The 25,955-nt window shown below is 40.3% G+C and carries 24 protein-coding genes; 9 read left to right on the forward strand and 15 right to left on the reverse strand.

What is annotated here, in order from left to right; translation table 11 throughout:
• Positions 1-197: 197 nt before the first annotated feature.
• Complete coding sequence (locus tag FDK13_RS11015; protein ID WP_220417348.1) at positions 198-1,004, reverse strand: sugar phosphate isomerase/epimerase family protein; 807 nt, start codon at positions 1,002-1,004, stop codon at positions 198-200.
• 26 nt (positions 1,005-1,030) lie between these two features.
• Positions 1,031-3,169: a protein-disulfide reductase DsbD family protein gene (locus tag FDK13_RS11020; protein ID WP_137340032.1), complete on the reverse strand. Its 2,139-nt coding sequence runs from the start codon at positions 3,167-3,169 to the stop codon at positions 1,031-1,033.
• A gap of 557 nt (positions 3,170-3,726) precedes the next feature.
• On the opposite strand from FDK13_RS11020, the gene FDK13_RS11025 reads away from it, so the two are divergent.
• Positions 3,727-8,010 carry a two-component regulator propeller domain-containing protein gene (locus tag FDK13_RS11025; protein WP_137340033.1) on the forward strand — a complete coding sequence of 1,428 codons (4,284 nt, stop codon included), beginning with the start codon at positions 3,727-3,729 and terminating at the stop codon, positions 8,008-8,010.
• A 1,526-nt stretch (positions 8,011-9,536) separates the two neighbouring features.
• On the opposite strand, the gene FDK13_RS35815 is transcribed toward FDK13_RS11025, so the two are convergent.
• The 6 genes from FDK13_RS35815 to FDK13_RS11055 form a co-directional block, all read right to left on the reverse strand.
• The gene (locus FDK13_RS35815; RefSeq protein WP_220417349.1) at positions 9,537-9,713 is read right to left on the reverse strand and encodes a hypothetical protein; all 177 of its coding nucleotides are present in this window, start codon (positions 9,711-9,713) and stop codon (positions 9,537-9,539) included.
• 14 nt (positions 9,714-9,727) lie between these two features.
• Positions 9,728-10,216, reverse strand: a complete 489-nt coding sequence (locus FDK13_RS11035) for a hypothetical protein (RefSeq protein ID WP_220417350.1) — start codon at positions 10,214-10,216, stop codon at positions 9,728-9,730.
• Positions 10,217-10,389: 173 nt separating this feature from the next.
• On the reverse strand, positions 10,390-10,659 hold the full coding sequence (locus tag FDK13_RS11040) for a DinB family protein (protein ID WP_229216005.1): 270 nt from the start codon (positions 10,657-10,659) through the stop codon (positions 10,390-10,392).
• A gap of 27 nt (positions 10,660-10,686) precedes the next feature.
• A complete protein-coding gene (locus FDK13_RS11045) occupies positions 10,687-11,682 on the reverse strand; it encodes an L-histidine N(alpha)-methyltransferase (protein WP_137340035.1) in 996 nt (331 codons plus the stop codon).
• A gap of 39 nt (positions 11,683-11,721) precedes the next feature.
• On the reverse strand, positions 11,722-11,997 hold the full coding sequence (locus tag FDK13_RS11050; RefSeq protein ID WP_137340036.1) for a Cif family virulence factor: 276 nt from the start codon (positions 11,995-11,997) through the stop codon (positions 11,722-11,724).
• A gap of 164 nt (positions 11,998-12,161) precedes the next feature.
• Positions 12,162-12,581 (reverse strand): Crp/Fnr family transcriptional regulator, encoded by a 420-nt coding sequence (locus tag FDK13_RS11055; protein WP_220417351.1) that lies wholly within the window; start codon positions 12,579-12,581, stop codon positions 12,162-12,164.
• A 481-nt stretch (positions 12,582-13,062) separates the two neighbouring features.
• Here FDK13_RS11055 and FDK13_RS11060 point away from each other — a divergent pair, with 481 nt between their 5' ends.
• Positions 13,063-13,503 carry a hypothetical protein gene (locus FDK13_RS11060; RefSeq protein ID WP_137340037.1) on the forward strand — a complete coding sequence of 147 codons (441 nt, stop codon included), beginning with the start codon at positions 13,063-13,065 and terminating at the stop codon, positions 13,501-13,503.
• A 117-nt stretch (positions 13,504-13,620) separates the two neighbouring features.
• On the forward strand, positions 13,621-13,956 hold the full coding sequence (locus FDK13_RS11065; RefSeq protein ID WP_137340038.1) for a helix-turn-helix domain-containing protein: 336 nt from the start codon (positions 13,621-13,623) through the stop codon (positions 13,954-13,956).
• A 61-nt stretch (positions 13,957-14,017) separates the two neighbouring features.
• On the opposite strand, the gene FDK13_RS11070 is transcribed toward FDK13_RS11065, so the two are convergent.
• Together FDK13_RS11070 and FDK13_RS11075 are read right to left on the reverse strand one after the other, a co-directional pair.
• Positions 14,018-14,275, reverse strand: a complete 258-nt coding sequence (locus tag FDK13_RS11070; protein WP_137340039.1) for an alcohol dehydrogenase catalytic domain-containing protein — start codon at positions 14,273-14,275, stop codon at positions 14,018-14,020.
• Positions 14,276-14,307: 32 nt separating this feature from the next.
• A complete protein-coding gene (locus tag FDK13_RS11075) occupies positions 14,308-14,748 on the reverse strand; it encodes a PPC domain-containing DNA-binding protein (protein ID WP_170982780.1) in 441 nt (146 codons plus the stop codon).
• A 225-nt stretch (positions 14,749-14,973) separates the two neighbouring features.
• Here FDK13_RS11075 and FDK13_RS36915 point away from each other — a divergent pair, with 225 nt between their 5' ends.
• From FDK13_RS36915 to FDK13_RS11100, 5 genes are all read left to right on the forward strand, one after another.
• Complete coding sequence (locus FDK13_RS36915; protein WP_510185852.1) at positions 14,974-15,228, forward strand: hypothetical protein; 255 nt, start codon at positions 14,974-14,976, stop codon at positions 15,226-15,228.
• A 16-nt stretch (positions 15,229-15,244) separates the two neighbouring features.
• On the forward strand, positions 15,245-16,297 hold the full coding sequence (locus FDK13_RS11085; RefSeq protein WP_137340042.1) for an HlyD family secretion protein: 1,053 nt from the start codon (positions 15,245-15,247) through the stop codon (positions 16,295-16,297).
• A complete protein-coding gene (locus tag FDK13_RS11090) occupies positions 16,294-17,895 on the forward strand; it encodes an MFS transporter (RefSeq protein WP_137340043.1) in 1,602 nt (533 codons plus the stop codon). The genes FDK13_RS11085 and FDK13_RS11090 overlap by 4 nt, the downstream gene beginning before the upstream one ends.
• An 872-nt stretch (positions 17,896-18,767) precedes the next feature.
• On the forward strand, positions 18,768-19,616 hold the full coding sequence (locus tag FDK13_RS11095; protein WP_170982781.1) for a sensor histidine kinase: 849 nt from the start codon (positions 18,768-18,770) through the stop codon (positions 19,614-19,616).
• Positions 19,613-20,371, forward strand: a complete 759-nt coding sequence (locus FDK13_RS11100) for a LytR/AlgR family response regulator transcription factor (RefSeq protein ID WP_137340045.1) — start codon at positions 19,613-19,615, stop codon at positions 20,369-20,371. The genes FDK13_RS11095 and FDK13_RS11100 overlap by 4 nt, the downstream gene beginning before the upstream one ends.
• 70 nt (positions 20,372-20,441) lie before the next feature.
• Here the strand turns inward: FDK13_RS11100 and FDK13_RS11105 are convergent, their stop codons facing one another.
• Entirely contained in the window at positions 20,442-20,690 is a 249-nt protein-coding gene (locus FDK13_RS11105) for an adenylate/guanylate cyclase domain-containing protein (protein WP_137340046.1), read from the reverse strand.
• A complete protein-coding gene (locus FDK13_RS11110) occupies positions 20,675-21,565 on the reverse strand; it encodes a hypothetical protein (protein WP_137340047.1) in 891 nt (296 codons plus the stop codon). The genes FDK13_RS11105 and FDK13_RS11110 overlap by 16 nt, the downstream gene beginning before the upstream one ends.
• A 723-nt stretch (positions 21,566-22,288) precedes the next feature.
• Between FDK13_RS11110 and FDK13_RS11115 the strand changes: the two genes are divergently transcribed.
• Entirely contained in the window at positions 22,289-23,338 is a 1,050-nt protein-coding gene (locus FDK13_RS11115) for a ShlB/FhaC/HecB family hemolysin secretion/activation protein (RefSeq protein WP_137340048.1), read from the forward strand.
• Positions 23,339-23,728: 390 nt separating this feature from the next.
• Here FDK13_RS11115 and FDK13_RS11120 read toward each other — a convergent pair whose 3' ends face one another.
• The 3 genes from FDK13_RS11120 to FDK13_RS11130 all read right to left on the reverse strand — a co-directional run bounded on the left by FDK13_RS11120 (position 23,729) and on the right by FDK13_RS11130 (position 25,810).
• Positions 23,729-24,451 (reverse strand): AAA family ATPase, encoded by a 723-nt coding sequence (locus FDK13_RS11120; protein WP_137340049.1) that lies wholly within the window; start codon positions 24,449-24,451, stop codon positions 23,729-23,731.
• Between the two features lie 123 nt (positions 24,452-24,574).
• Positions 24,575-25,246, reverse strand: coding sequence for a hypothetical protein (locus tag FDK13_RS11125; protein WP_137340050.1), 672 nt, complete (start codon positions 25,244-25,246; stop codon positions 24,575-24,577).
• Between the two features lie 21 nt (positions 25,247-25,267).
• Positions 25,268-25,810, reverse strand: coding sequence for a hypothetical protein (locus FDK13_RS11130; protein WP_137340051.1), 543 nt, complete (start codon positions 25,808-25,810; stop codon positions 25,268-25,270).
• Positions 25,811-25,955 lie beyond the last annotated feature (145 nt).

Here is a 25,955-nt window from a genome sequence, read left to right on the forward strand (position 1 = left end):
TTATGAAAGTTTCTCCAATTACTTTATCCCCTTTGGATTATTGCTTTTAAAAATGTGTTTTTCTTGTCCGAAAAGCTGGGGAATGGATGGGGATTACATTGTAGCTGTTTGTGATCTGCCAGGTAGTGACATTATATCTTTTTTCCTAACCAGCGCTGACGTTAAATTAATAATCCAGGTTTGCCAAATAATTGTAGTTATAAGCCAGGCATTTCCAATGCCGAATGATCCCAATTCTCCTGTTCGATAAAAAGAAATTTCATAGCAGATTTTTTCTGATTTTTCAGTAATCCGGTAATGTCTATACGTCCTTTGCCAAATTCAGTACTTTCGGCTTTATCTATCTTAATATCTTTAATATGCCAGAGTGTGAATCGGCCCGGGTACTTGTCAAAATATTTCACCGGATCAGCTCCGCCGACAATCGCCCAACCCAGATCCAGTTCCATTTTGACTAAATCAGGATCAGAATTATCTAGAAGTACGTCATATAATACCTGTCCGTTTTCCTGCGTAAAATCTGAGCCTCCGTTATGATAACCGAAAATAATGTTTGATTTTTTACATACTTCTGCTGCTAAGTTAAAAGTCTCGGAAACCCGTTTGTAATTATCCACCGTCTGGCCTGCGGAGGGTAATCCGGGTGAAATCAGATATTTTTGTCCTGCTTCCGCGGCAGCGTCGATACTTTTTTGCCAATCTGCGTTTACAGCTACATGGCCGCTTCGTAAGTTAAGTCCCAGATCCTCCATAATTTTTTTTATTTCCTTTGGCTTAAGACCATAATAATTTCCTTTCACACTTTTAACAGACTCAATTTCTTTGTAACCAATTTTTGCCAGTTTTTCCAAAGTGCCGGTTGCATTCAGCAGCATTGCTTCACGAACAGAATAAAGGTTTATACCTATATTTTTTACTTTGGCAGCCTGTATCAGGTTGGGGTAAAACAGACCTCCGAGTACAATTCCACTGGAAATTTCTAAAAATTCGCGTCTTGTTTTCATATAGTTAAGTTTGGTTAAACGAGGTTTTACCTTTCGCCCAATGTGGCTGTGGTTTTAGCTTTGAATTTGGCAATACCAGTGTCAAGGAAACCTATGAAGTTACTGAGGTTTGTTTCATATGAAATTGGCTGAACCAGAATGTCCTCCGTGTTTGGGTCAAGAATTACGTAATAAGGTTGGGCATTGTTCTGAAACCTGATAATCTGCATATCAACATTCTGGCTGCCAATGGTCTTTTTTATTTTGTTATCATATTTTGAAGTATACCATTTTGATTCCGGTAATTCAGTTTTTTCATCGATATATAATCCGGCAATGACAAATTCGCTTTTTAACTTACTCAGCACCTGCGGTTCTATCCATACCCGTTCTTCCATTTTACGGCAGTTTACACATCCGTGACCGGTGAAATCGATCAGGACAGGTTTGTTCTGTTTTTTTGCGCAGGCAATGGCTTGTTTCAACTCGAAATATCCCTGTATTCCATGGGGGAAACTGAGCGAGGCAGGATTGTCAGGCATTTCGCAAAGCGTGGAAACGACATTGGCTGAACTTTCTGCAGTCTTGCTGGTTAGATTAAAATCCTGCGTGTTCATAGGGGGGAGGAATCCGGACAGTGACTTTAATGGCGCTCCTAAGAGTCCGGGAATAAGATAGATTACAAAAGAAATGGTCAACAGTCCCAAAACCAGCCGCGGTACACCAATTGCCTTGATCTCACTGTCATGAGGTAACCTTATTTTGCCCAGAAGATACAAAGCCATTCCGGAAAAAACCGCAATCCAGATGGCCAGGAAAACCTCCCGGTCAAGGATCTGCCAATGATAAACCTGATCGGCGGTGCTTAAAAATTTGAGTGCCAAAGCGAGTTCAAGAAAACCCAAAACTACTTTTACTGAATTTAACCAACCGCCTGATTTTGGCAGGCTTTTCATCCAGTTAGGGAAAATAGCAAACAAAGTAAATGGTATTGCAAATGCCATTGAAAAAGAAAACATGCCAGCAATGGGTTTTACGATTGCTCCGCCGGCCGATTCCACAAGTATGCTTCCCACGATTGGACCTGTACAGGAAAATGAAACCAGAACAATGGTAAAAGCCATGAAAATAATGCCGTAATAACCACCTTTATCGGCTTCCTTATCCATTTTATTGACAATAGAAGAAGGAAGGATAATTTCAAAGAGCCCGAGAAACGACAGCCCAAAAAAGATAAATATGCCAAAAAATAAAAGGTTTGGAAGCCAGTGCGTACTCAGCCAATTAGCAAATTCAGGACCGTTAATTCGGGAAACAATTGTTCCGACCAACGTATAGATCGCAATGATAGAAAAACCGAAAATGAATGCTTTAATGATAGAGCTTTTGCGATCCTTACTGTTGGATGTGAAAAATGTTACCGTCATAGGAATCATAGGAAATACGCATGGAGTGATTAAAGCCGCCATTCCTGCCAAAAAGGCCAGGAGCATAAATGATAAAAGAGAATAGGACTTGGTTCCGGTGGCAGTTAATGGAACGGGTTTGGGTTTTAAATTCTGTTTTTCTTCTCTGAGGATTTTTATGTCAGATAACTTCTCTTTTGAAGTGCTGTCTTTTAAGTAGGCATTTGATTTGTCAAGGGCTATTTCATGCGATGAACCGATTGTTTTATCTGGTGAGCGAACCGCAGAATTTTGAATGTCTTCCTGATTTGAAAAGCTGAATTCCTGATCAAATGGAATACATTTTCCATCAATTTCAGTACAAACCTGATACTCGACGTTACCATTAATTGCATAATTTTTATCAAGAATTTTAACGGTCTGAACAAACTGGGCGGTATTTACGAAATAGGTATATATTCCTGCCCACACCTCACTGTTTTTCTTCTTTGGATGGATGGGCTTTATCTTGCCAATCAATTTATAGGTCATATTAGGTTTAAAATTAAATGTTGTAACCATCGGGCCCAGGTCAGCATCAAAATCGGAGGAATACAAATACCAGTTTTTATCAATTCTGACATTAAAAATCAATTCCAGCTGATCATTGGCTTTTACCTGATCTTTTGAAACCGCATAAGTCCACCGGGCTGGTTCGAGGATCTGTGCCGCACAATTTGCTGATCGAATCATCAGGAGCAAAACAAGAAGATACCATTGATTTTGACGGGATAAGTTCATAATAGTATTGATATGGGGTTGATATTATACTGGCAAAGTGCCCGAAAGCACATTGTCCGGGTATGAAAAGACTGCTATGTAAGCCAGATCTTCTATCTCAAAATAACAAGGACCTGGTGTGAAAAGGCGATGGGATAAATCAATAAATGCAATGTCATTTTAAGCGATAAGCACCGAGCTCACTTAATTGAAGAATTTGCAAAAATACCGTTGCATTTTATGCAAAATGTCATTCCAGTTCAGGATGATAAAAGATAATTTTGAAAGATTATTTTGCACAAAATGGTCACAAAAGACCAGATGAAATTCTATTTGATGTTCATGCTGATGCAAAAAATTTGTATTTTACAGGAATATTGTCACTAAAAATAGAAATTTTCTAGTTAGCAGGCTCAGTCCAATGATCCGGGAACTCGATTTTTTACATGGCACACCTGGTAGCTCACTTCATAATAAGTTAGTAATTGGTTTTCATTTTTCAAGCTATTGAAGACTTCCAGGAGCAGACCTGAATCAGAAAATACTGCCAGGATCAACGCTTTAACAAACAAATTAATATGGGCTTATTTTACAGACTAACTGTTTTGATAATTGGAACACTTCTTAGCGTTTGTCCAATGGTGATCTGCTGGCCTCAGGCAACCCATGGAATAGATAACATTCGATTTGAGCACATTTCCGCAGGACTTTCACAAAGTACAGTGACCTGCATTTTGCAGGATAAAAAAGGATTTATGTGGTTTGGTACCAGAAATGGCCTGAATAGATTTGATGGGGTTGAATTTACCACTTTTGAGAATGTGGTTAAGGACAGCACGTCGCTTAGCCATAACTATGTGACTTCTTTGTTTGAGGATTCTAAGGGAAATTTATGGGTCGGAACTTTGGAGGGGGGGCTGAATTTATTCAATAAGGATAAGGAAACATTCTCTCATTTTATACACGATAAGAATAACTCATCCACGCTAAGTCATAACAATGTGAATTGTATCTACGAAGATAGAAACCATAGGTTGTGGATTGGCACTGAGAACGGACTGAATTATTTTGTGTCTGAAAATCAAAGTTTTGTCTGTTACAGATATGATCAGGCCAGACCGTGGAGTCTTAGTGACAATAACATCGGCGTCATTTTTGAAGATAGTAAATTTAATCTTTGGGTTGGGACCAAAGGGGGCGGCCTGGAGTTTTTTGACCAGAAGAACCAAAGGTTTGTACATCACCGTCACAATGCGACGGATACCAAAACGATAAGCAATAATGTGATCAGTACTTACTATAAGGATTCAAAGGGAGGTATCTGGCTGGGTACACAAAATGGACTGAATTTTTTGGTACAAAAGCCCGGTGGCGCTGAATTTGTCCGTTATCAGCATACTAAATATGACCCCAACAGTCCGGGCAACAGCTCCATACTTAGTATTTCCGAAGATTTGTTTGGAAGATTATGGATTGGAACCCAGATAAGCGGGCTCTCGATTTACGATAAAAAGAAAAATGTTTTCTTCAATATCTATCCTGATCCACTCGATCAGTACAGCATCAGCAGCAATTCGCTTTGGTCTATTTTTAGAGATAGGATGGGAACAATGTGGGTTGGAGCGCGTAACCGGGGGCTGGATAAATGGGATCGGCACCAGCAAAAGTTTAATCAGTATAACATCGCTCCATCAGGCAATTATACTTTAAGCAATAAAGATGTTACTTGTTTTCTGGAGGATGATCGGGGTAATTTCTGGATCGGGACTGATGGCGGTGGGCTAAGTTATTTTGACAGAAAGTCGAATAAATATACCAGCTATATTCACGACCCACAGCAAAGTAATAGTTTGGGAAGTAACGCCGTGCTTTCATTATTAATTGACAGCAAGGGCAATTTGTGGGTTGGGACATGGGGGGGAGGTCTCAACCGGTTTGACAAAAAGACGAAAGGCTTTCAACATTACATTCATAATCGTACGGATCCGGCGAGCATAAACGGAAATAATATTTTCACGATGTGTGAAGATAGTTATGGTAATTTTTGGGTAGGTGTTTTTTACGGCGGGCTAAATCTGTTCAATCCTGAGACCGACTCGTTTCTGCATTATAATTATAATCCCGATAATTCTAACAGCCTAAGCAGTAACCAGATTATTAAAATATTTGAGGACAGTAATAGGAATTTGTGGATTGGTACCAATGGGGGAGGTCTGGATTTATTGCATTGGAAAGGGAAAGATAGGGTTTCCTTTACGCATTACAAGTACGAAAGTAACAGTCCGGACCGGTTGAGCAGTAACGTAATCAACTCCATTACGGAAGATGGGAGCCACAATCTCTGGATTGGAACGGGTAAAGGCCTAAACAAGATCAATCATCAGAATCAGACATTCAGGGTTTACAGCAAGGAGAATGGATTGCCTGATAATGTAGTGAATGCTGTGGTTGAAGATAAAAATGGTTTTCTGTGGCTGAGCACAAATCATGGAATCAGCAAGCTTGATCCGGTGAGCGGAAAAATCAAGAATTACACAACCGCCGACGGTTTACAATCGCAGGAATTTATCAAAGGCTCTTTCCTGAAAAGCAAAACGGGAGAATTGTTTTTTGGCGGTGTAAATGGATTTAATTCATTTTTTCCTGAGAATATTAAGGATAAGTCATTTATATCCCCGCTATATTTAACTGAATTTAGAATCCGGAATGTGCTGATCAAGCCGGATCAAAAGAAATCACCGCTGCGAAAGCATATCAGTGAGACAAAAGAAATTATTCTATCCTATGACAACAACGATTTCAGCCTGGGTTTTGCGGCTTTAAATTATTCGACCGCATTCAAAAGCAGATACAGCTATTTACTGGAAGGCTATGATGAAAACTGGCAATCGGTTGGCACCATAAGAAATGCAAGTTATGCCAAGGTCCCCGCCGGCCATTATAGATTCCGGGTAAAAAGTATTGGCAATGATGGGTTGTATAATAAACAGGAAGCCAGTATTAATATCATTGTGCTGCCTCCGTGGTGGAGAACCTGGTGGGCATACATGCTGTATGGACTGGCTTTTATAGGATTGCTGTGGTGGTACCGGCAGATATTGATCAGGCAGCTGCGTCTGGAAAATGACTTGAAAATTGAACATCTGGAACTGACTAAAATGCAGGAAATGGAGAGGCTGAAATCTAATTTTTTTGCCAACATTTCTCACGAGTTCCGCACACCGCTTACCCTGATTTTAAGTCCTCTTAAAGACATGTACAGCAATAATTTTGGAGGTGATTTTAAGACGCAATACCAGATTATGATTCGCAATGCTGAAAGGTTATTGAAGTTGATCAATCAGTTGCTTGATCTATCAAAACTGGATTCGGGCAATATGCAACTCGACGCTTCCCGCTTAAATCTCAATAATTTCCTTAAACCCATCTTTTTATCTTTCGATTCCTATGCCAAAAGAAAGCAGATCAAGTATTGTTTCGTGAATCATGACGCGCCTGTTGAGCTTTATGCTGATCCGGACAAGCTTGAAAAAATAGTTACCAATTTGCTTTCCAATGCGTTTAAATTCACTGACTCCGGGGAAATCAAATTAGCTGTAAAAACTGTAAGACTTACTGAGAATGATGCGATGAACATTTCTGAAGCTCAGGAATTTGTAGAGATCTGTGTTTCGGATAGCGGAGTGGGAATAGCGCCAGAATATTTGAGCCATATCTTCAACCATTTTTATCAGGTAGCGCACCGTGTTTATCCCGGTGACCAAGAAGGGACGGGCATTGGTTTATCGTTAGCCAAAGAGCTGGCAGAATTGCATAATGGCAAAATGGAAGTTGAGAGCCAGGTTGGAGTCGGGACAACTTTCAGGGTGATTTTACCACTTGGTAAAGAGCATTTTAACGCAACGGATATTAATGAAGAAAGCCCCAGGCAGGTATATCGTGAACGTTTCGTACAGGATTCGGAGCAAACATTGGATGAGGTCTTGTTGCCGCACAATATTTTGTTGCCAGATACGGAGCTTCCGGTCGTTTTATTGGTAGAAGACAACGATGACATGCGTAAATATCTGAAGGAACGACTGGAGAGAAACTATTATATACTAGAAGCAGTAAATGGTGCGGAAGGTTTGAAAGCCGGAATGGATAAAATGCCCGATTTAATAATTTCAGATGTTTTGATGCCTGTAATGAACGGGTTTGAAATGTGCAAAAATTTAAAGGACAATGTACAGACTTCTCATATACCGATCATCTTATTGACAGCCCAGGCTGACTCGGTCAACAAAATTGAAGGCTTGGAAACCGGAGCGGATGATTATGTTTCCAAACCTTTTGATTCGAATGAGCTGGAAGTAAGGGTGAGGAATCTGATAAAGTCCAGAGAAATGCTTATTGAGAGATTTACCCGCAGCAATAAATTGATCCTTGAACCAAAGGAAATAACAATTACGCCGTTGGATGAAATTTTTATAAAAAAAGTACTTGAAAGTATTGAGGCAAATATTTCTGATCCGGAATTTCGGGTAGAGGATCTGGGAAAAGACGTTGGGATGAGCAGAATGCCTTTGTATAAAAAAATCAAGGCACTGACAGGTCAGACAGCAGTTGAATTTGTACGCACGATCCGGTTAAAAAGAGCGGCGCAGTTGTTAAAACAAAATCAATTGACCGTGTCGGAAATAACATACGATGTCGGATTTAATGATTTGCAGTATTTCAGGACCTGTTTTAAGAAGCAATTCGGTGTAAGTCCGTCCGAGTATGCCAGGATGAATTTTGCCCATACCATGTGTGAAGGACCTAGTACAGGAAATCCCGGCGAAGGATGTAATGTCATTGAAAAATCAGATTCTTTAAATTAAATGCCGGCAAGAGGAAGTCCGGAAGTCCATCGCCCTTTTTAAAGGTATTTCCTAAAGGACAAGATTTGAATCTTCAACTTTGAAAGTTCTTTAGCTTATTCATACTCTAATCCCAGAAATAAGTAACTATTTTAGAGACTATGGTATGAATTGAAATTCACATTAGCTGGAATTTGATGAAAAACGAGTGTTCCGTCTTCGTAGTCGTACGGCTGGAAACCATTACCATATCACCACACTTTATATTTTTAGAAACACAGCATAGATCCCCATACAGCTTCTGAAATGCAGCAACCTGGGGATTTTATTGAAATTGACCATAATAACGAAAGGATGCAGCGTATCAATTCACCTCCAATTATTGTATCGTTTTACGGTATCTATCCTTACTGCACTTATCTTATAAGATGGTTTATATAAGACATTGCATTTTGTTCAATTCTCTATTTGTGGTTGGATACGAAGTTCCACAAGATGGACCACCTTTATCTAATACTAATCGCCTGGCGTCGTCAGTGTAGTGTTTTCTTGTGTGGACGTGGCAATACATCGGCTTAGTTTCAGTAGTTATCTGTTTATTTATTTTTCCGTCAATTAAGCTTTTACCTCAACAATTAATGAGCGATGCTAATCAGGCAATGAATTTTGTTGCCTCGGCCAGCGTGATAGTTTTGCTCAGCGTGCCAAATTCATGCAGGTCGCCGAACACTTCTATGCGAATGGATTGATTTATATTACCAATGCTTAAAAGGATCAAAACCACTGTGCCTGATCAGGTCCTCAATTTCATATTGATGCTTGCATCATCGGTGGCATAGAACAGAACCGCTTTTTGTGGTTGCCCCAACGCGGCTTTGGCGAGTGAGTCTGCACCCATTGATCCAAGCGCCTTTACGAGTTTGGCACCTTCCGGCAAAACGGCGGCCAGGATTTGACCCGCGGACTCTTGATTACCAATGATCTTCTTGAACCCTCCATTTGTGTCGGCTGCAATCGGGTTGGATGGATCGACGATGATCTTGTTTTGAAGTTGTACTGCATATTTGGTGAAAAACTCCTTGATGCTATCAAACCAAACAACCAGGATGATAATATCTGCTTCGTGAATGGCGGCAGGGATCTCCTTCGGCTCTGGGAGCTAAGATCAATAACTGCAATTTTTGATTTTGTGCTCCTAACTATTTCCTTTTAAAGGTCAATTACCGGGTACAAATTTCACCCGTGGGCTTAGAGGCTCCAATGACCTGTTTTAAGAAATAGTAATGATGTAGATTAAGCTTTTTGGGGCTTTGCAGCTTTGCTGCGCAGATTTCGTAATCTGCTTAAGAACTCTGGTGTTACGCCTAACAATGATGCGATCTGTACCTGGGAGAGCCGGTTGACCAGATATGGGTACTGGTAGATTGTACATTTCATCGGAAACTTTTGCATTAAAACGTGCAGCAGAACCAAATTTAAGAAAACCTGTCAATAATAACGGGCTTTCACCGGCTTAAACAAAGGCACAGTCACCTTGTCACTGTTTTTTAATCTGTTTTGGTGATCTTTAAATCAGAAAAATAGCCTTCTGTACCCACTTCTACCCATAGCGCTATGGTGCCCGAAGCCTGTGTGCCACGAAATAGATCATTGATAATCAGCACGGGCTGAGAGCCACCGTCCAGAAAGAGCTTGGCGTGCTGGCCACTCACTTCAATGCGCATGGTGATCCATTTGTTTAAATCCATGTCGGCGTAAGACTCATATTTTTCCGGCGCGTCTTTCCTGAGACGGTCGAATTTATAATCCGGATAGCACAGTAGTACTGAATGGAATGGTTTCGCCTTACCTGGTCATTTGCCCTGCCATTGGTTGGCCTGATGTAAATACTCTCATAACAGGAATTGTCTTCATTGATCCTGAATGCAATGCCAATAAAACCCCTTGCCAACTGTGGAGCATTTTTCAGAAGCTTGCTAAGAACCTTCACTTCAATCGTACCATCGTGAAAATCGATGTCTTTTATTTTCACAAAGGTAGGTTCGTCTACTAACCGGACCGTGGAATCCTTGATGACCTTCACGGCCTTTTTTTCCATTTGTTGCACAAATTCCATTGATACCTGGTGGGGTTCCAGTTTTGCTTTGTCCAAAGTCACGTTCTGAGCTGATAAACATGCCGGAATAAGAAAAATTGCCACTGCTGCGGAAGTTATTAAATATTTCATTGGTTTAGCTTAAATCGAATCGACTGCTATTGTCAGGTGATTCAAATGAATTGATTTTGAAAGTTGTAACAACTTTTACTTTATCTGCGTGACTCCGACAAACGGATTTAGACCGCTTATGAAAATTGCTTCGTTGTGGCAAGCATAGGAGGCCGGATTTCTTCTGAATGAAATCAGATCGTTAGTTCGGAGCACTCCCTTGCACCGACCGTTTCATAATAGCTGTTAAAAACAAAGTTATGCTGAGAATTAAATTCTTTGTATTCAGGGAGGAAAGATAATAAGATAAAGGTTTCGAAAAACCAGGTGGTGTGGCCTAAATGCCATTTAGGCGGACTTACATCCAGGGTAGGCTGCACAACATAATCTTCTTTTTCCAAAGGCCGGCAGATCTCCCCGGTCAATTGTCTGACCGCTTCGTACTTAGTTAATAAATTGTTCACGATAAATAAAATAAAGAATGACAGCTCTTAAATGGCTTGCCAGAAATCGTCAATAAACCAGCCTTTTAAATCCTGGCAGCGGTAAATTGGCTCAAAATGTACATACCGGGCAAGCTCATCAATTTCCGGTAGCTGATATTTTTGTGAGACTTCCATAAAAATGGTCTCATCCCGGTTGAATTTTATGCTGTGATCTGCGATTGTGACGGTATGATCACAGAGACTTACCAGATAACTTTTACATGCGCCATTTCCCGGGTCATAGGTCTGATAATGTACAAAATTATTTAGGTTAAAGTTGCCATGCAGTTCCTTGTTAATTCTGGTAAGTAAGTTTAAATTAAACCGGCTGGTGATACCGCCTTCATCATTGTAAGCATCTAAAATAACCTGTGGTTGTTTTTTTAAGTCAAAACCTATAATTGCCAGATCGTCGGGTTTTAGCATTTTTCGTATGTTCGCACAAAATAGCCGGGCATCCTGGGGAGCCATGTTTCCTATGTTTGCACCCAGAAGCATAACCACCTTTGGTCTGGATGAAAAACACGTAGCCTGAGCAAGCATCTCAAAATATTCTCCCTCAAAAGGGACAAGATCCAAACCTGGAATCTGACTTTCCAAACGGTCTTGCAAGACGGAAAGTATATAACCGGATATGTCGATGGGCATATAGGTAAAATCAACCTGATGTTCGGTCAGAGATTGAAGCAAAAATTGTGATTTTGTAGCATCCCCCGCACCCAGTTCGATCAGATCAAAAGAGTCATAAGCAGATTGCAGGAAATGGGCCATTTTAGGCGCCTGGTTTTGAAATATTTCTGATTCACAGCGGCTCAGGTAATATTGCGGACAGTCCATAATCTGCTGAAACAGGATGTCGCCTTGCTGGTCATAAAAGTATTTTGATTGAAGCCTTTTAGGTATACTGCCCAGTCCTTCCAGCACTTCCTGGTAAAATTTTTCAATAGGCTTATCAGATAGCGCAGGCAGCTGCCCTGTATAGTTGTCTTCCTTAAAATTCATGTTTGCTTCCTTATAATTTGGTGGTGCTGCCAGTCAGTACTACGATCTTTCCACTGGCTGAATTGCTTTCCATAAATTCATGTGCGGAAGCGATCTGTTATCTTTTACCCTATAGTCGATATGAAAATTCACCTTTTTGAAATGTTCCCGGCTAGTATTTTTTGAAAGTGTGCTTTTAAACAGGGAGACGTTACCCGGGGGCATGAATAAGGCGTCCTCAGTATAGAATGCGGCAATATCTTCCCGGTTTCCGGAATTTAATGCATTTGTAAAATCAGCTGGCAAAATTTCTATGGATTCTTTTGCATGATTCATAGACCCTTTTCTTTTATAGTTTGATAAAATGATATAACTTACTTTGATCAGTAACTTGTTAAGTAAGCAAGATAACTAACTGGTAAGGTGCTACAAAGGTCTGGCTAAATGTGCGCGTAGACCTATAAACAATCTTAAGAAATACTCTTAATATAGTTTAAGAATTATTTCAGATCAGTTATATCCTTACGGATTTTGCTCAGAAATTCAGGGGTAATGCCAAGATACGATGCAATTTGCGTATTGAGTACCCGCTTAGATAATTCCGGGTATTGCTCTAAAAAAGACAGATACTTTGCTTCGGCAGTGGAGCTGATTTTGTCGAGTACCAGGTTTTGGATTTCGATGAATTTTTGTTCTATGATGATCCTGAAATTCCGGTCAAACTTGTGGTGATTGGTAAAAAGACCCACAAGGTCCGGATGTTTGATTTGAAGGATTTGAGAAGGCTCCAAAGCTTCGATGTAAAGTAGGCTCGGCTTTTCGGAGTAAAAGCTCGAAAGATCAAAAATCCACCGGGCCGGGCGGTCGTTTTTCGCTGCAAATTGGATATTATGCTCTTTTCCGTTTTTTGTCAATGGCATACATTCTAAAACATCCTGATATTATAAAAGAAAAGTGATTGCATACGTCTCCCTGTTTCAAGATAAAGCGACGACGCTTCACGGACCGATCACTAAAATGTGACACCAGTTCGGTATGCCGGAATTATTAAGCGGAAAATAATCCTTAAAATAGTTGATCAGGTGTTGATGGGATGTACTGTTGCTCTTCAAGATCTGTTAAATTAAATATGTTGGCAGCTATATAATTTTATTCTGATTTCAAATCCATCGTTTTTTCTCCACAGTGTATGGGCAGTTGCAAAATTGGTGAAAATCCATCAGGAGTAGCCTTAATCTATGTTAAGAAGTGCGCTTAATGTAGATTAAGTTATTGTGAAATTGGATATGCTATCTTAAATCAAGCAAATTATTAAACTTAAAAAATGAATATAGACAATCTAATTTATCATATTTGGTTTTATCAATTCTCAATCTTTAAAAATTTGAAATGTTTAATGTGATGAAAATTATATATTTTTTGCTTTTGTTTGTCTTGATCAGCTGTGGACCAGAATATGACACGAAGTACTACAAAGCCATATCTTTGGATAAACGGGATACTGCATTGCTGAAGTTGGTGACATCAGAAGCGGGCTTCTACGGAGATTATCAAATTAAATACTATGACAAGACAAAGGATGACGGTACCATTATTGGTAATATAAAGGGCGATACATTACTGGGAAAATTTAGCTATCTATCAAGGGGAAATGTTAAGTCCATAGCACCTATTGCTTTTTTAAAGACTAGTGAAAAATTAAAACTGGGTGCTGGTACAGCTGGTACCTACATGGGATTTCATGTTTATTTAGGTGAGAGTTTATCGTTCAATGATTCTTTATTTCAATTTCATCCCATTGAATTTGAGGAACTAATTTCTCTGAAAAATTCAGCTAAATAAACGGCTTATCGATGAGGTAAATATGTCTGCGAACTAGTTATTAAGTTTAATCAACTTTTGGGGAGTTATTGGGGAAATAGCTGACTCAAGGAAGACGGTCTTCCTTCCGTTAGATCTATGGCCGATCAGCTCAATATACCATTGCCCTACCTTGGTGACCTGCTCAAACAAGAAACCAGAAAAACTGCATTGGAACTCATTCGTGTTTTTCTGATCTCAGAAGTCAAAAACTTATTGATGGGCTCTGGACATAATATAACTGAGATAGCCAACGCATTAGGTTTTGAGACTCTTCCTTATTTTTTAAGGTTGTTTAAGAACCAGACAGGAGTAAGCCTCCAAACATTTTTAAAATCAGATTTGGAATTAAGAATCAGCTTTTTTGAAACATGGAATGCACCACCCGGGCAAATCAGGACAGCGGTCATGTTGGCATTTTTTTCTGGTTTATAAATCGTGATGTCTGGGTTGGTAACATTAAGTACTGTCCGGTTGCCGGTGACAGGATCCCGCATCATACCACATGGTCACCTGCTTTAAGGTGATGCACATCTTCCCCTACACTTTCGATGATCCCGGACCCTTCATGTCCCAAAATTACCGGAAAGCCCGGAGCGCCCATGACAAAGTCCCGGGCCACCATATCGGTATGGCAGATTCCCGTTGCAACGATTTTTACAAGTACTTCCTCAGAACCAGGTTTATCTAAACTAACTTTTGCAAGCTCAAAACTACTGCCTTTTTCTTTAACGACAGCTGCTGTTATTTCCATGTTTATTTATATTATGATTAAAAGAATCGAATCTATTTATCCGGAGCGGGGTCAATGGTCCCTGCATTAAATTCCGGATTGAGCTTTTTAAATAAGGGTGTCGGTTCCACGGTAACAAACAGTTCGAGCGTTGGTCCCACAAAAAGTTCAATGAGATGGCCTCCATGACTTAGCCCATTTTCGGTAGAAATATTCACATGGGTATGCGCTACGGATTTGCCGTTAAACACTGCAATATCACCGATCAGTGAAGAAACCTCTGATGGGTCAGGAAGCGGAATCACTTTAAACATTTTTCGGTCCTTGTCATACCAACCGATTTTGGCTGAAGTAGCATCGCCTATAGCCGTATAGTGAGTACTCTTAACATCATACTTTTGAGCAAACTCGGTCAGAGCCGAGACCACTTCATCACCCGTTGAAAAGATGACGGCGTAGGTTTTAGTCTTTCCACTTTCGCTCAGCAATTTCACTTTGACGCCGGGGGATTTACCGTCAGTCTGTATTCAGCTTACGGGCTAAACTATCCAAACTACCTTTTCTTTTCTCCGGTCGATCAGGCCTATACGATTGGTTTTTTAGGAATTAGAGCTCAGTATAGTATATCTTCTTTGTATCAAAACAAGAATAAAGTCGCCGCCGGCAAACTCCGCATAACGGGGGCCCGGATCCAACAGAAGGCCATCACTGATAATGTTATGCAGGATCTTAAAAGTTATCTGATCAAATACCAGGAATCGCTAAACCGTATCGCAGTCAACAAGCGCTCGATCGAACAGGCGCAGATGAACCTCAGGATTGTTAACACAAAATATTTTAACCAGCTCTCTTTACTAACAGACCTTCTTGACGCTGACAATCTGTTTGTGGAGTCGCGCTTTAATCTGATCAAGGCACAGACCGATGCACTGGCCATTTATTACCACCTGCTTTACACCGCCGGAAAACTGTAACCCTATCATGAGCACCATGAAAACAAAAGAAAATCCGGTCAGACCACATGCCGGAAATATCGTAATTACCATCGCCGCCATAATCGTTCTTGTGGCTGGAGTGATCTACTTTACAAAATACCTGATTTTTAGCGCAGACTACCAGGAGACGAATGATGCACAGGTAGAATCGAATATAAACCCGGTATCCGCACGCGTGGGCGGATATATTCAAAAGGTATGGTTCAGTGAACATCAAATGGTTAAAAAGGGAGATACGTTGCTCACGCTGGATGACCGGGAAGTGATCGCAAGGTTGCAGCAGGCACAGGCCGCTGTCGATGATGCGCGTGCGCAGCTCGATGTTCTTTCTGCCAGCATCAAAGCATCACAGACGGCAACGCTTGTCAATTCAGATCAAATTAATGCAGCAAATGCGCGGTTTGTGCAGCAAAAGCAGGATATAATACGCTATGAGAATCTACTCAAAGAAGAAGCGGTTACCGGTTCTGATTATGAGCAGGTAAAAGCAAGGCACGATGTTGCCGCCAGCGATTACGAAGCCGCCAAAAATACGCTTAAAACGAGCAGGGCACGTATCGAAGAACTTTATTCTCATACTGCCCTTTTGCAGGCAGACTTAAAAAGAAAGGAGGCCGGACTTACCCTGGCTAAACTTGATTTATCCTATACAGTCGTTGTGGCACCGTATGCAGGGCAAATGGGAAAAAAAACAATTTTAGAAGGACAACAGATACAGGCTGGCCAGCCGTTGGTCAGTATTGTGGATGAAAGTGAAAAGTGGGTAACAGCTAATTTTAAGGAAACTCAGGTTGAAGGACTTGCTATTGGACAGAGTGTCGATATTACCATTGACGCGATCAGCAGCCGTAAATATGAGGGTAGGATCGTAGCGATCGCCGGTGCTACCGGCTCTAAATCCTCGCTATTGCCACCTGATAATTCCACCGGAAACTTTGTGAAGATCATTCAGCGCATACCGGTCAAGATTCAGTTTGTCAACAAAAATATCCCGGAAATAATCCCGGGAATGAATGTGATCGTTGCCGTTAAAAGAAAAAAACTATGAATAACTCAACGTATTTTAAAGACTGGATCTCAGGCTGGGAGTGGGGCATACGGATAGGTTTGTTTGTGATACTGCTTTCAGCGCTGGTGCAATTCGGGCTTTTTGCAATGACGCAGAATTATATGGTATCACTGCCTGGAGCTCAGCCGGAGGACATTTCTTTTGCCTTGCTTCTTACTTATGTAGGTATTCTTTCAATTCTTCCTGTTCAGTTCCGCTTTTTAAGATTCTTTCAGACCAGAAGTTATCTGGCTATTAACATCATGGCTGGTCTGATGATAAGTATACTAAGCTTCCAGTGTACTGACATTACATTGTTTCTTATCCTGCGTTATTTTCAGGGGATTGTGGTTGGTAATATTGCGGCTGCGATACTGACGCTGGTATTTTCACGACTGAAAACCGAGCACATGCAGGCTGTTGGATCCTCTGTGTTCTACGGAACGATACTAAGTAATACGATTATTGCCGGACTTGTCGCATCGGTTGTTGTGACAAGTTATGATTGGAAAATTACCTATTATTATCTGATGATGTTACAGCTGCTAAGTTTACTGATCGTAGTGCTAATCTTAAAGCCGGTGACGGGATTGAAGAAGTATCCTTTATGGCAGGTTGACTGGCGGAGTTTTATTGTTTTTTCTGCGGGAGCTGCTTCCCTTACTTACACGATTATTTACGGACCGAAATATTACTGGTTTTCAGATTCCAGGATACAAATCGCAGCCGTAGCTGCGGTAGCTGGCATTTTAGCATTTATGTACAGACAGTCCGCTGTAAAGCGGCCTTTGATCAATCCGGATGTGTTTAAGTCAATCAATTTCATGACCGGACTGGTCCTGCTTGCATTTTATTATGGTATGAAGGATAGTATCAGCCTGATCTACAATTATACCGGTAATACCTTGAAATGGAGCACGGCAGCCTTAATGCAGCTTGCACTTGTCAATCTGGCAGGTCTTGTATGCTTTCTTGTGATTTCTGCTCAGCTTATGATCAAAAAAAGGCATTCTGCACGTAGTTTTTTACTCTCCGGGTTCAGCATTATGCTGATTTTTCATCTGTGGATGTATAATCTTTTTACTCCAGACCTTTCTTTTGCAGACCTTGTCATTCCTGTGTTTTTACAAGGAGCGGCGTCAGGATTACTGTTTGTTCCGCTGATGATTTTTGTTTTGTCTTCTGCGCCGGTACATACCGGCACCAGCGGTCTGGTCGTGGCGGCATACGCACGATGTCTTGCTACGCTGAATTCTATTGCTGGTTTTTACACCATGCAGCTTTATTTTAATAAGTACTTCAAAACAAGTTTTCTGAATTATCTGACGCCCGAGAGTCAACTTACCAGCGAGAAGCTGATTGGTTACAGGCAATTATTCCAGTCAAAAGGATATAGTGCTTCACTGGCGCAGTTGCTGGCCAATTCATTTCTGGATCAAAGTGTTAACCAGCAGACTCAGCTATTAACAAACAAAGCCGTCTTTATGGTTTTTACAATAATCCTTGGATTGATACTGGTTTTGCTGGTCGCTGTTCCATCGATTAATAAAACCTGTCTTCATTGGAGCAAGGCCATGTTTACCTGGCCAAGGAATTAGGTATTGAAACGTTTTTCAATATAATAAATTCGGAATTTTGTAGATGGCGACCGGGGATATCGTTTTACCTAAGGTGGATCAAAAGTACGCCCGGTGGCACAGCTCAATCACCGGTAAATCTAAGAAAGATGGGAGCGGCTGGATATAGACCCAGGCATTCTGGCGGCGTTTTACTTTGAGTTTCAGAGAAAAATGCGAATGGTCTTCCATAGAAACGGTGCGTAGATTCTTTAATCGCTTGAAATTCAGATCATCGTCCATTTGATTCCTTAGCAGATGGATCATCCGATGCTATTAAACAACTAGACCTACCGACATCTTCTAGTATTTAGATAAATCTTTTAAGACCGGAGTACATTAGTACTGTTTTCGGAATGAGGTGGTCAACGACACCAATCTCCTGGGAGATGAATTAACAGCTCGAAGCTAAGATTTCATTTAATCCTAACTTTGACCTGCTTATGCGATATTTTGTCCGGCTCACAAGCTAGACGTTATCCAATTTGATTCATTTTTGCCAAATTTGCAGGGGGAGATGTAAAGAGAAAATGGAGTGACCGCAGCTCAGTAACGAACAGGGTTACGCCGGCGGCTGTCCTGAATATGAAGTACCAGCGAAATTCATTGTCAACGATAAATGTATCTTTGGGAAATAAGAATTCGCGTTAAAATAGTTTACTCGAGCAATGGCAAATCAATTACCTGTAAAGAGCCTAGTCAAATTGAATTGGATCGTCTCGTTGATGTCCTCACTTGTTATATTTATTTTCCTGATTTCAATTATTGAGGATACAAGGGTAGCGACAAACAGTTTTTTTGAATCATTGCTTTTTTTCGCTGCAACAAGCTTTAGCAATTTGTTTCTGTTAAAGTTGTTTCACAAAGAAAAAAGTTCTTCTGACCAACATCTTCCAAGCAGATTTTATGTGCTGAGCTTTACCATTTCCATTATTATCGGGACGCTTACCAGGTTTCTTTATACGGCAGCTACAGGGCTGCCCTGGGAATCAGAAGGATTTCATGAGTTATGGGATTATGCACCATCCCTGGTGGCGGTTATAGCTCTAAATACGCTTATCTTAATCGTGCAAAGGCTAGTCATTATACAGCATGGAAGGATGCAAAGCGAAATCGAAAATCTTCAACTTAAAGCCAATGCAAGTGAAACCAAGAACTTATTACTGATACAGCAAATTCACCCTCATTTTCTTTTTAACTCGCTGACAACAATAAAGTCGCTTTATAAGATCGATGAAAAACAAGGTGAAAGTTATCTGATCCATCTGGCTAATTTTCTCAGGGTAGCCATATCGAGCCAGAACACTACGACTGCCTTGATAATGGATGAGTTGAAATTTTGTCTTGATTATCTGAAAATGCAGGAAGTCAGGTTTGGCTCTGCACTTACCTATTCCATTAAAATTGACGAAGAAGTAATTGACAAGCAGTATTTGCCGTATTTTTCCCTCCAACCCCTTGTGGAGAATGTTCTTAAACATAACGATTTGACAGAAAATCGTCCGATCCACATAAAAATTGAGCAACTGGGGGATTATCTAAGAGTCTCCAATAACCTGCAACCACGAAGATACAAGGAACCATCCACGGGTTATGGGCTTTCAAATCTTTCAGAGCGTTATCAGTTTATTGGAAGCGAAGATATAAGTATTACTTCTGATACCTTAAATTTCACAGTCACCATAAAAATTCTGGAGAAATGAGAATTGTAATTATAGAAGATGAGAGTGCCCTCGCACTGGATCTGGCGCAAACCCTTGTGGAATTAGATTCTTCAATAGAAATTGTCTCGATCCTTAAATCCGTTGAAGAAGGAAAGAAGTGGTTTGCATCAAATGCCGTACCTGACCTTATATTTAGCGATATTCAATTAGGTGACGGGCTTAGCTTCGAAATTCTAGGAAGTGAATTTATACCGGTAATTTTTTGTACTGCGTACGATGAGTATGCGCTTAACGCATTCCATGCCAATGGAATTGACTATATACTTAAACCTTTTTCTTCTGAGTCGGTGGACGCAGCTCTACGGAAATTCAGAAAATTAACCAAGGCCAACACCGACGCGCAGTCGGGTCAATATGAATCTATAAAACGACTTTTGTCAGAAATTAAATCTCCAAAGCCCTCTTCAATACTGATCCAGTACCGGGACACGATCAAACCTTTGAAAATTGATAATATTGCATTGTTTCGCCTCGAAAATGGTAATGTTCACATCATGACATTTGAACGAGAAAAATATTATCCGGGAAAAAGTCTTGAAGAGCTTGAAGAAATCGTCGGTGATGATTTTTTCAGGGTTAACAGACAAACACTTGTTCACCGAAAAGCTATCGTTACCGCGTCCAGCATATTTTCCAGGAAGTTATCGTTAAATATTTCAGTACCCATAGACGAGAGTATCACAATTAGCAAAGAAAAAGCCCCCGCCTTCCTCAAATGGTTATCAGAAACTTGATTGGCCTCAATTTTTGGCAAACAGGATAGTAACTCGTGGATCGCAGCATTAGAGCAAAAAATGTAATTTTTTACTGTATCTGACCAATACTTACAATGTTTATTGGTATCACTTTTCCCTTCAAATGAATCGTCCCCAACATTTCTGTCGTAAAGCTGTGCTGAATACTAATGTGACAGATAAGATGTTCTGAAGCAAGCAGCTTTTTATTGTAGTCATTACACACACTTTGAATGCGGGCTGCGGTATTCAAAGTGTCGCCATGATAAGCAATGTCTCGTTTTATTTCACCGATTTCAACTGCTACCACGATACCCATATGAAGTCCGGCTTTAAACTGTGGTACGCGTCCGTAGTTTTTCTGGTAATAATTTGCTTTATCCTCAAAGAGTTTTTCACAGGCAAAAAAAATTGTATGCAAGCAAGTTTCCTCAGTCCCTCCGGAACTGTCCAGCTTAATACAATCTCATCTCCTACATACTGATAAACTTCTGCATGATAACGAGGTATGAGCTGATTAATGTCATAAAAGCTGTCACGGATGAAAGCACTATATTGTAAATGTCCGGATGACTCTGCAATACTGGTAGAAGATTTTAAGTCCATGAACATAAAAATACGTTCTTCCTCTATCGGATTTCTGTATTTCCCAAATAAAAGCGGTAGCAAGACGCCCGGCCCAAATTTCTTATTGACCTGAATTGCAAAGTTTATGATAAGCGTCATAAACAGGTAATAGACCACGAGCATACAGAGGACATAATGCCAGAATCTGTCATTAATTGGGAGCTGGTGTTGTTGAATGACACTGGCAAAAATAAATTCATGAAGCTTATCAAGTATCAGCCACAACATCGTAGTTAAGGTTCCTACTGATAGAATTGTTTTAATCAATATGATTTGACCAATTGATCTTTTTTGGAAAGAGAAAATTTCAACGTAATGATCAACTAATCCAAGCGTGGCACCATATAAAAACCCGAGCAGAATAGCAATCACCATAACCGGTGAAAGTCTTTGATCAGCGATAACGGGATAAATAGATTCAAGGGATCTGACGTATAAAAATATGATTAGGCCCAGCACTGCGTTGGCCATTATCCAAAAGCTAATTTGAGTTATCAATGAGCTCAGCAGCGGATAATGAGATGTAAACCGCCTGGCTATCGTGGTATAATTGAATTTGTGCTTCATGATTTTCGAAAGTATGAATTTGCTGACGTATGAGCTAAGACTTTCTTCTTGAAGCTGGCAAAAGCGACAATAAGGCGGCAACCTGAGCAAGGTTAGCGATTAAGAAAATACGAGCCAATTTTTGGTTTTTACATTTTGTAAAACAGCGATTGTCATATGCCTTGAAATGATAAGATCTTATCATATCGGTTAATTGCTTTATTGCATTCAATAAAACGCATCGCAACTGTTTATTTGATTTAGCAAGATCCTGCTGAAAGTCCTCCACCGGGTTAAATATTTACAACCGCCGTCGATACCCTGAATCAAGCGAACGTCAATGCGAACTTTCCTGGCAATTTAATCTTGTGAAGAAGGTAAAAACAATACCAGATTATTTAACCTCATTACCGTCCCGATTCCAAATAAGATGTTTGCAAAGCAATGCCAATAAGAATCCCGGTCTTTTCTTTTTGCTGGGTGCCGACTAATTTCCTTTTTTGTCTGCTTCGTGCTTAAACCCCTTCTGTCCTGCTATTTAAATGGTGAATTTTGGATCGAAGAAGGATTTAGCAAACCTTCCGGTCATTAGCCATATATCAGTAAGCCTTCTATAAAGGTATTTCTATTTTTCCGCCAGTTGGTTCGCTATCGCCGCAAACCTCTGGCGGAAAATGGAATCATGACCGATCTAAGCATCACCGTAACCTACAAAACTTCATTCTATACCAGTAAAAAAAACTTATGCGTAATATCAAAGTGTTGATTCTATTTTTAGTAGCCTCTGGCTATGTGCAAGCCCAGCAGGAAGTCGACCCGGTCAGACAAAAAATGATGGAGGCTATGAAACGAAAGATGATCGATTCCATCCGGTCAGCGCGTATCGACGAAGCAGCGTTGATCTACCCCAGGATACGTCAACTGACGATAACACATCAAAGCAACGGTGAAGGAAATATTCGTTCCAAACTTTATGGGAACGCTTTCTTTAACGGCCGGATGCGGGTGTCCAGGACAACAGTCAACATGAATATTCCTATCCTGACTCAGAAAAAAAATACTGCAGTTGCAAGCATAGGGTTCGTCCACCAGTTTTTCGACTTGAACCAGATGACCAGCCAAGACCCTGATTATTCGGTTTCAGAGGAAACACGCTACGTACCCATGATCAACCTGGCCGCAAGCTTCAACAGACGCGATACGGTGTTTAATATTCCTGTTTCACTTACAGCTTCTGTGGGAGGTCTGTTCAATCCTGATTTTGCCAGCAAGCAGTTTCGCTTCCTTGGGATTCTTACCGTGCCGATCATTCGAAAGGAAAACACGAATATGACCGTCGGTGTGGTACTCAATATCGACCCTTCGTCACTGACACCTTTTATTCCCCTAATCAGCTACTGGCATAAATTTAAAGCCGTGGACATCGACTTGTTGGCAGACCTGCCATACAGGGTGGCGCTCCGAAGAACAATAGCGAAAAAGAACTCGGTAAGTATCTTTAGCGAAATGGCTGGCAATAACTCTTTCTTTGGATTTGACGGACCAAATCCAATGCTGCCACACCGTATGACCTTCGCGACAACGGAATTGAAGACCGGACTTATGTTTGAGCACAGACTTACCCGAAAGGCCGTACTAAGTTTCTCAGGAGGGCTTAATTCAACCCTGCAATCCAGGATATTCAGGGTTGGGGCGAAACAGAACGACTATCTGATCAAAAATAAGACGGGTGCCACACCATTCGTGCAGGTAGGCTTTTCTTTACTACCATTTTGGGATCCTTTCAAACGATAGGTTAAATTAAAAGAAAGGAGAAAAACCGTCACGACCTTCGTGTAGGATTTTTCTTTCCCATCAGCTTGGTATATCTAATCCTAAAGGCAGTATTCCTGCCTTTAGGATGTAATTTATAGGTTTTAAAATAGGTTTAGGAGTCCAAAATGACAAATAGATCGTCATCTCCATTCTTCATACCGGATAATTCTCAAAATATTCTAAAAGATGACCCTGAGATTTGAATACAGATAATATGCGCGCAACCAAAATGCTACCCGAAACCCGTGGCGCTTTTTGCACTTTCTTTTAATTTAACTCAATTAAGCCCAATGTTATTAAGAAGCTCTAAAGAACAAAATGCGCAGGGCACCCACGTTCCTTGTTGTTTTACTATCCTGGAATTCATTTTCAGCCTTCCAGCAATATATTAATCATCCGCTTATAATCATTCAAAAAACCCTTCGTAATTTGATATTGAGGTGTATCCTGATATGAAATTTCCGTGATTCCATTTTCGTCTAATTGATAAATAACAGCATTAGGATATGCCAGTAATATAGGTGAGTGGGTGGCGATTATCACCTGTGAATTTTTTTGAACCAATTGATTAATAGCAGCCAAAGCAGTTAATTGCCGTGCCGGTGATAGTGCTGCTTCTGGTTCGTCAAATATGTACAGCCCGTTCCCCTGCAATTTTTTTGTTAACACTGCCAGGATAGATTCTCCATGTGACTTCGTATGTGGAGAGCCGCCATATCCCTTGATATAATTTATCTGCTCCATGTATGTTGCTACATTGTAGAAACTTTCTGTACTCAAAAAGTAATAGTCATCAGGTGATTTATAGCCTCGGATCAATCTTAGATAATCAACAAGTTTCGACGTATTGTTATGGGTCGAAAATTGCACGTTACGGGTGCCGCCCTCAGGGCCAAATCCCAGACTTAAAGCAATCGCCTCTATCAAAGTCGACTTTCCGGCACCGTTTTCTCCTACAAAGAAAGTCACATCTTCGTGAAACCGTATCGAAGAAAGATTTTTGATGGCAGGGATATCGAATGGATATTCATTAAAATCATCAATCTTTTCTCGCGCGACCTGTACTTCAATCAAATATGGCTTTCTATTCACTTTGCTTAAAATACTTTATTAGGTAAACCAGGGGAAATAGCTTTTGAACAGATTAAAGGTAGCATATCCTTTGTATTATAATAGAATCGCAGCATCAGAATTTAAATATCTGTCAACAATCTATTATTGTAGGGACCCTATAAGACGTTCCGCTTCTAAAATGTGTGGTTTGAACTTGGCGATAGAAATAAAATCCAAAATTGACCTTTTATACTCTTCCATGCTTAAAAGTGATTTCGATGACCGGATATCATTCAGGGTCGTTTTTTCTGATAGCCAGGAATGTCTTGTAGTGCTTATAGAGTTACCAATATTATTCCTATCAAGGGCAATACCCAGATAGTCTTCAATATTTTTTAATTGTTTTTCAAATAGTTTATATGAATTTTCGGAATGAAATGTATAAAAAGATAAAATATCTAAAAACATCCAACCATTTAATGGTTTTAGATAACGCTCGTCGTCTAATGATGTCTCAATAATGGCGTTTATTTCACTTGACCTCCCCAGGTCTGTTAATGTTTGTGCAATAATAAGAGTTAGCAGCAAACGGATATTATCCGAGATATCATTCGACTTCTGTAAATTAATACTCAAATCTAACGCTTCAGCCAATCGACCGGAAATCGAGTAGCTGTCAATTAACAGCATAGTAAGCTTTCCTTCTATATAAGGATTGAGAGATATTGAAGAATATTCAGATCTAAATTTTCTAATTTTTTCTTCGGCATCTACAAAGTCACTTGTATAAAGATCAACTCTTAACTTATGAAGCTTATTTTCTATATCTTCCATTAATTAGCAATTTAGAAAAAATTAAATTAGACATTGGTGCTGATCCCACTCTGCTATCGCCCGACATTTGTGTAAACACATGTCGCAAGGCGTATTAGAAGGCAGATCTTCTCTACATCTTACATAGTATTCAATACACTTACCCAAATGAGGATGTTCTCTCAAATAATTGACAAACACGATTTGATCATAAATATACATTGAAGTCACTACTGCCGCTGCACCTGCAAGAACAATCTCACCCACAGGTGTCGGTTCAGGTATAGCAACTGTCGCAATGGCGGCTAGTACTTTACCATTATAACTTGGTGGGAGAGGTACATTAAGATTAACTTGTCCACCTCGGGCAAGCAAAAAAGTTACTTCAGGCAACATCCAAAGTTTAAATTCGCTATTGTAAGTGAAAGTTGTACTAACTCCACTAGGGTTGGTATAAGTAAATTTTTGATTATTTGTAGGATTTTGAGGAAATCCCTGAAATGTATCAACCTCACCTGGCCCAGAACCTTCTCCATCACCTGGACCCTCCGGTTCCTCCGGATCAGGAGGGGAATCAAAGAGCACTGGGAATTTATTGAATAGCTGCCTGAGAGAAATCGGGGAAAAGTAAATTTTTCAGGAAAAAACTTAGGTAGAAATCAGGCGGAGCTGAATGGCTGGCGAGGCAGCAAAAATATTAGGTTACATAACCAATCACTTTCGATAAGAC

This window comes from Dyadobacter frigoris (assembly GCF_005280585.1).
Taxonomy (GTDB): Bacteria; Bacteroidota; Bacteroidia; order Cytophagales; family Spirosomataceae; genus Dyadobacter; species Dyadobacter frigoris.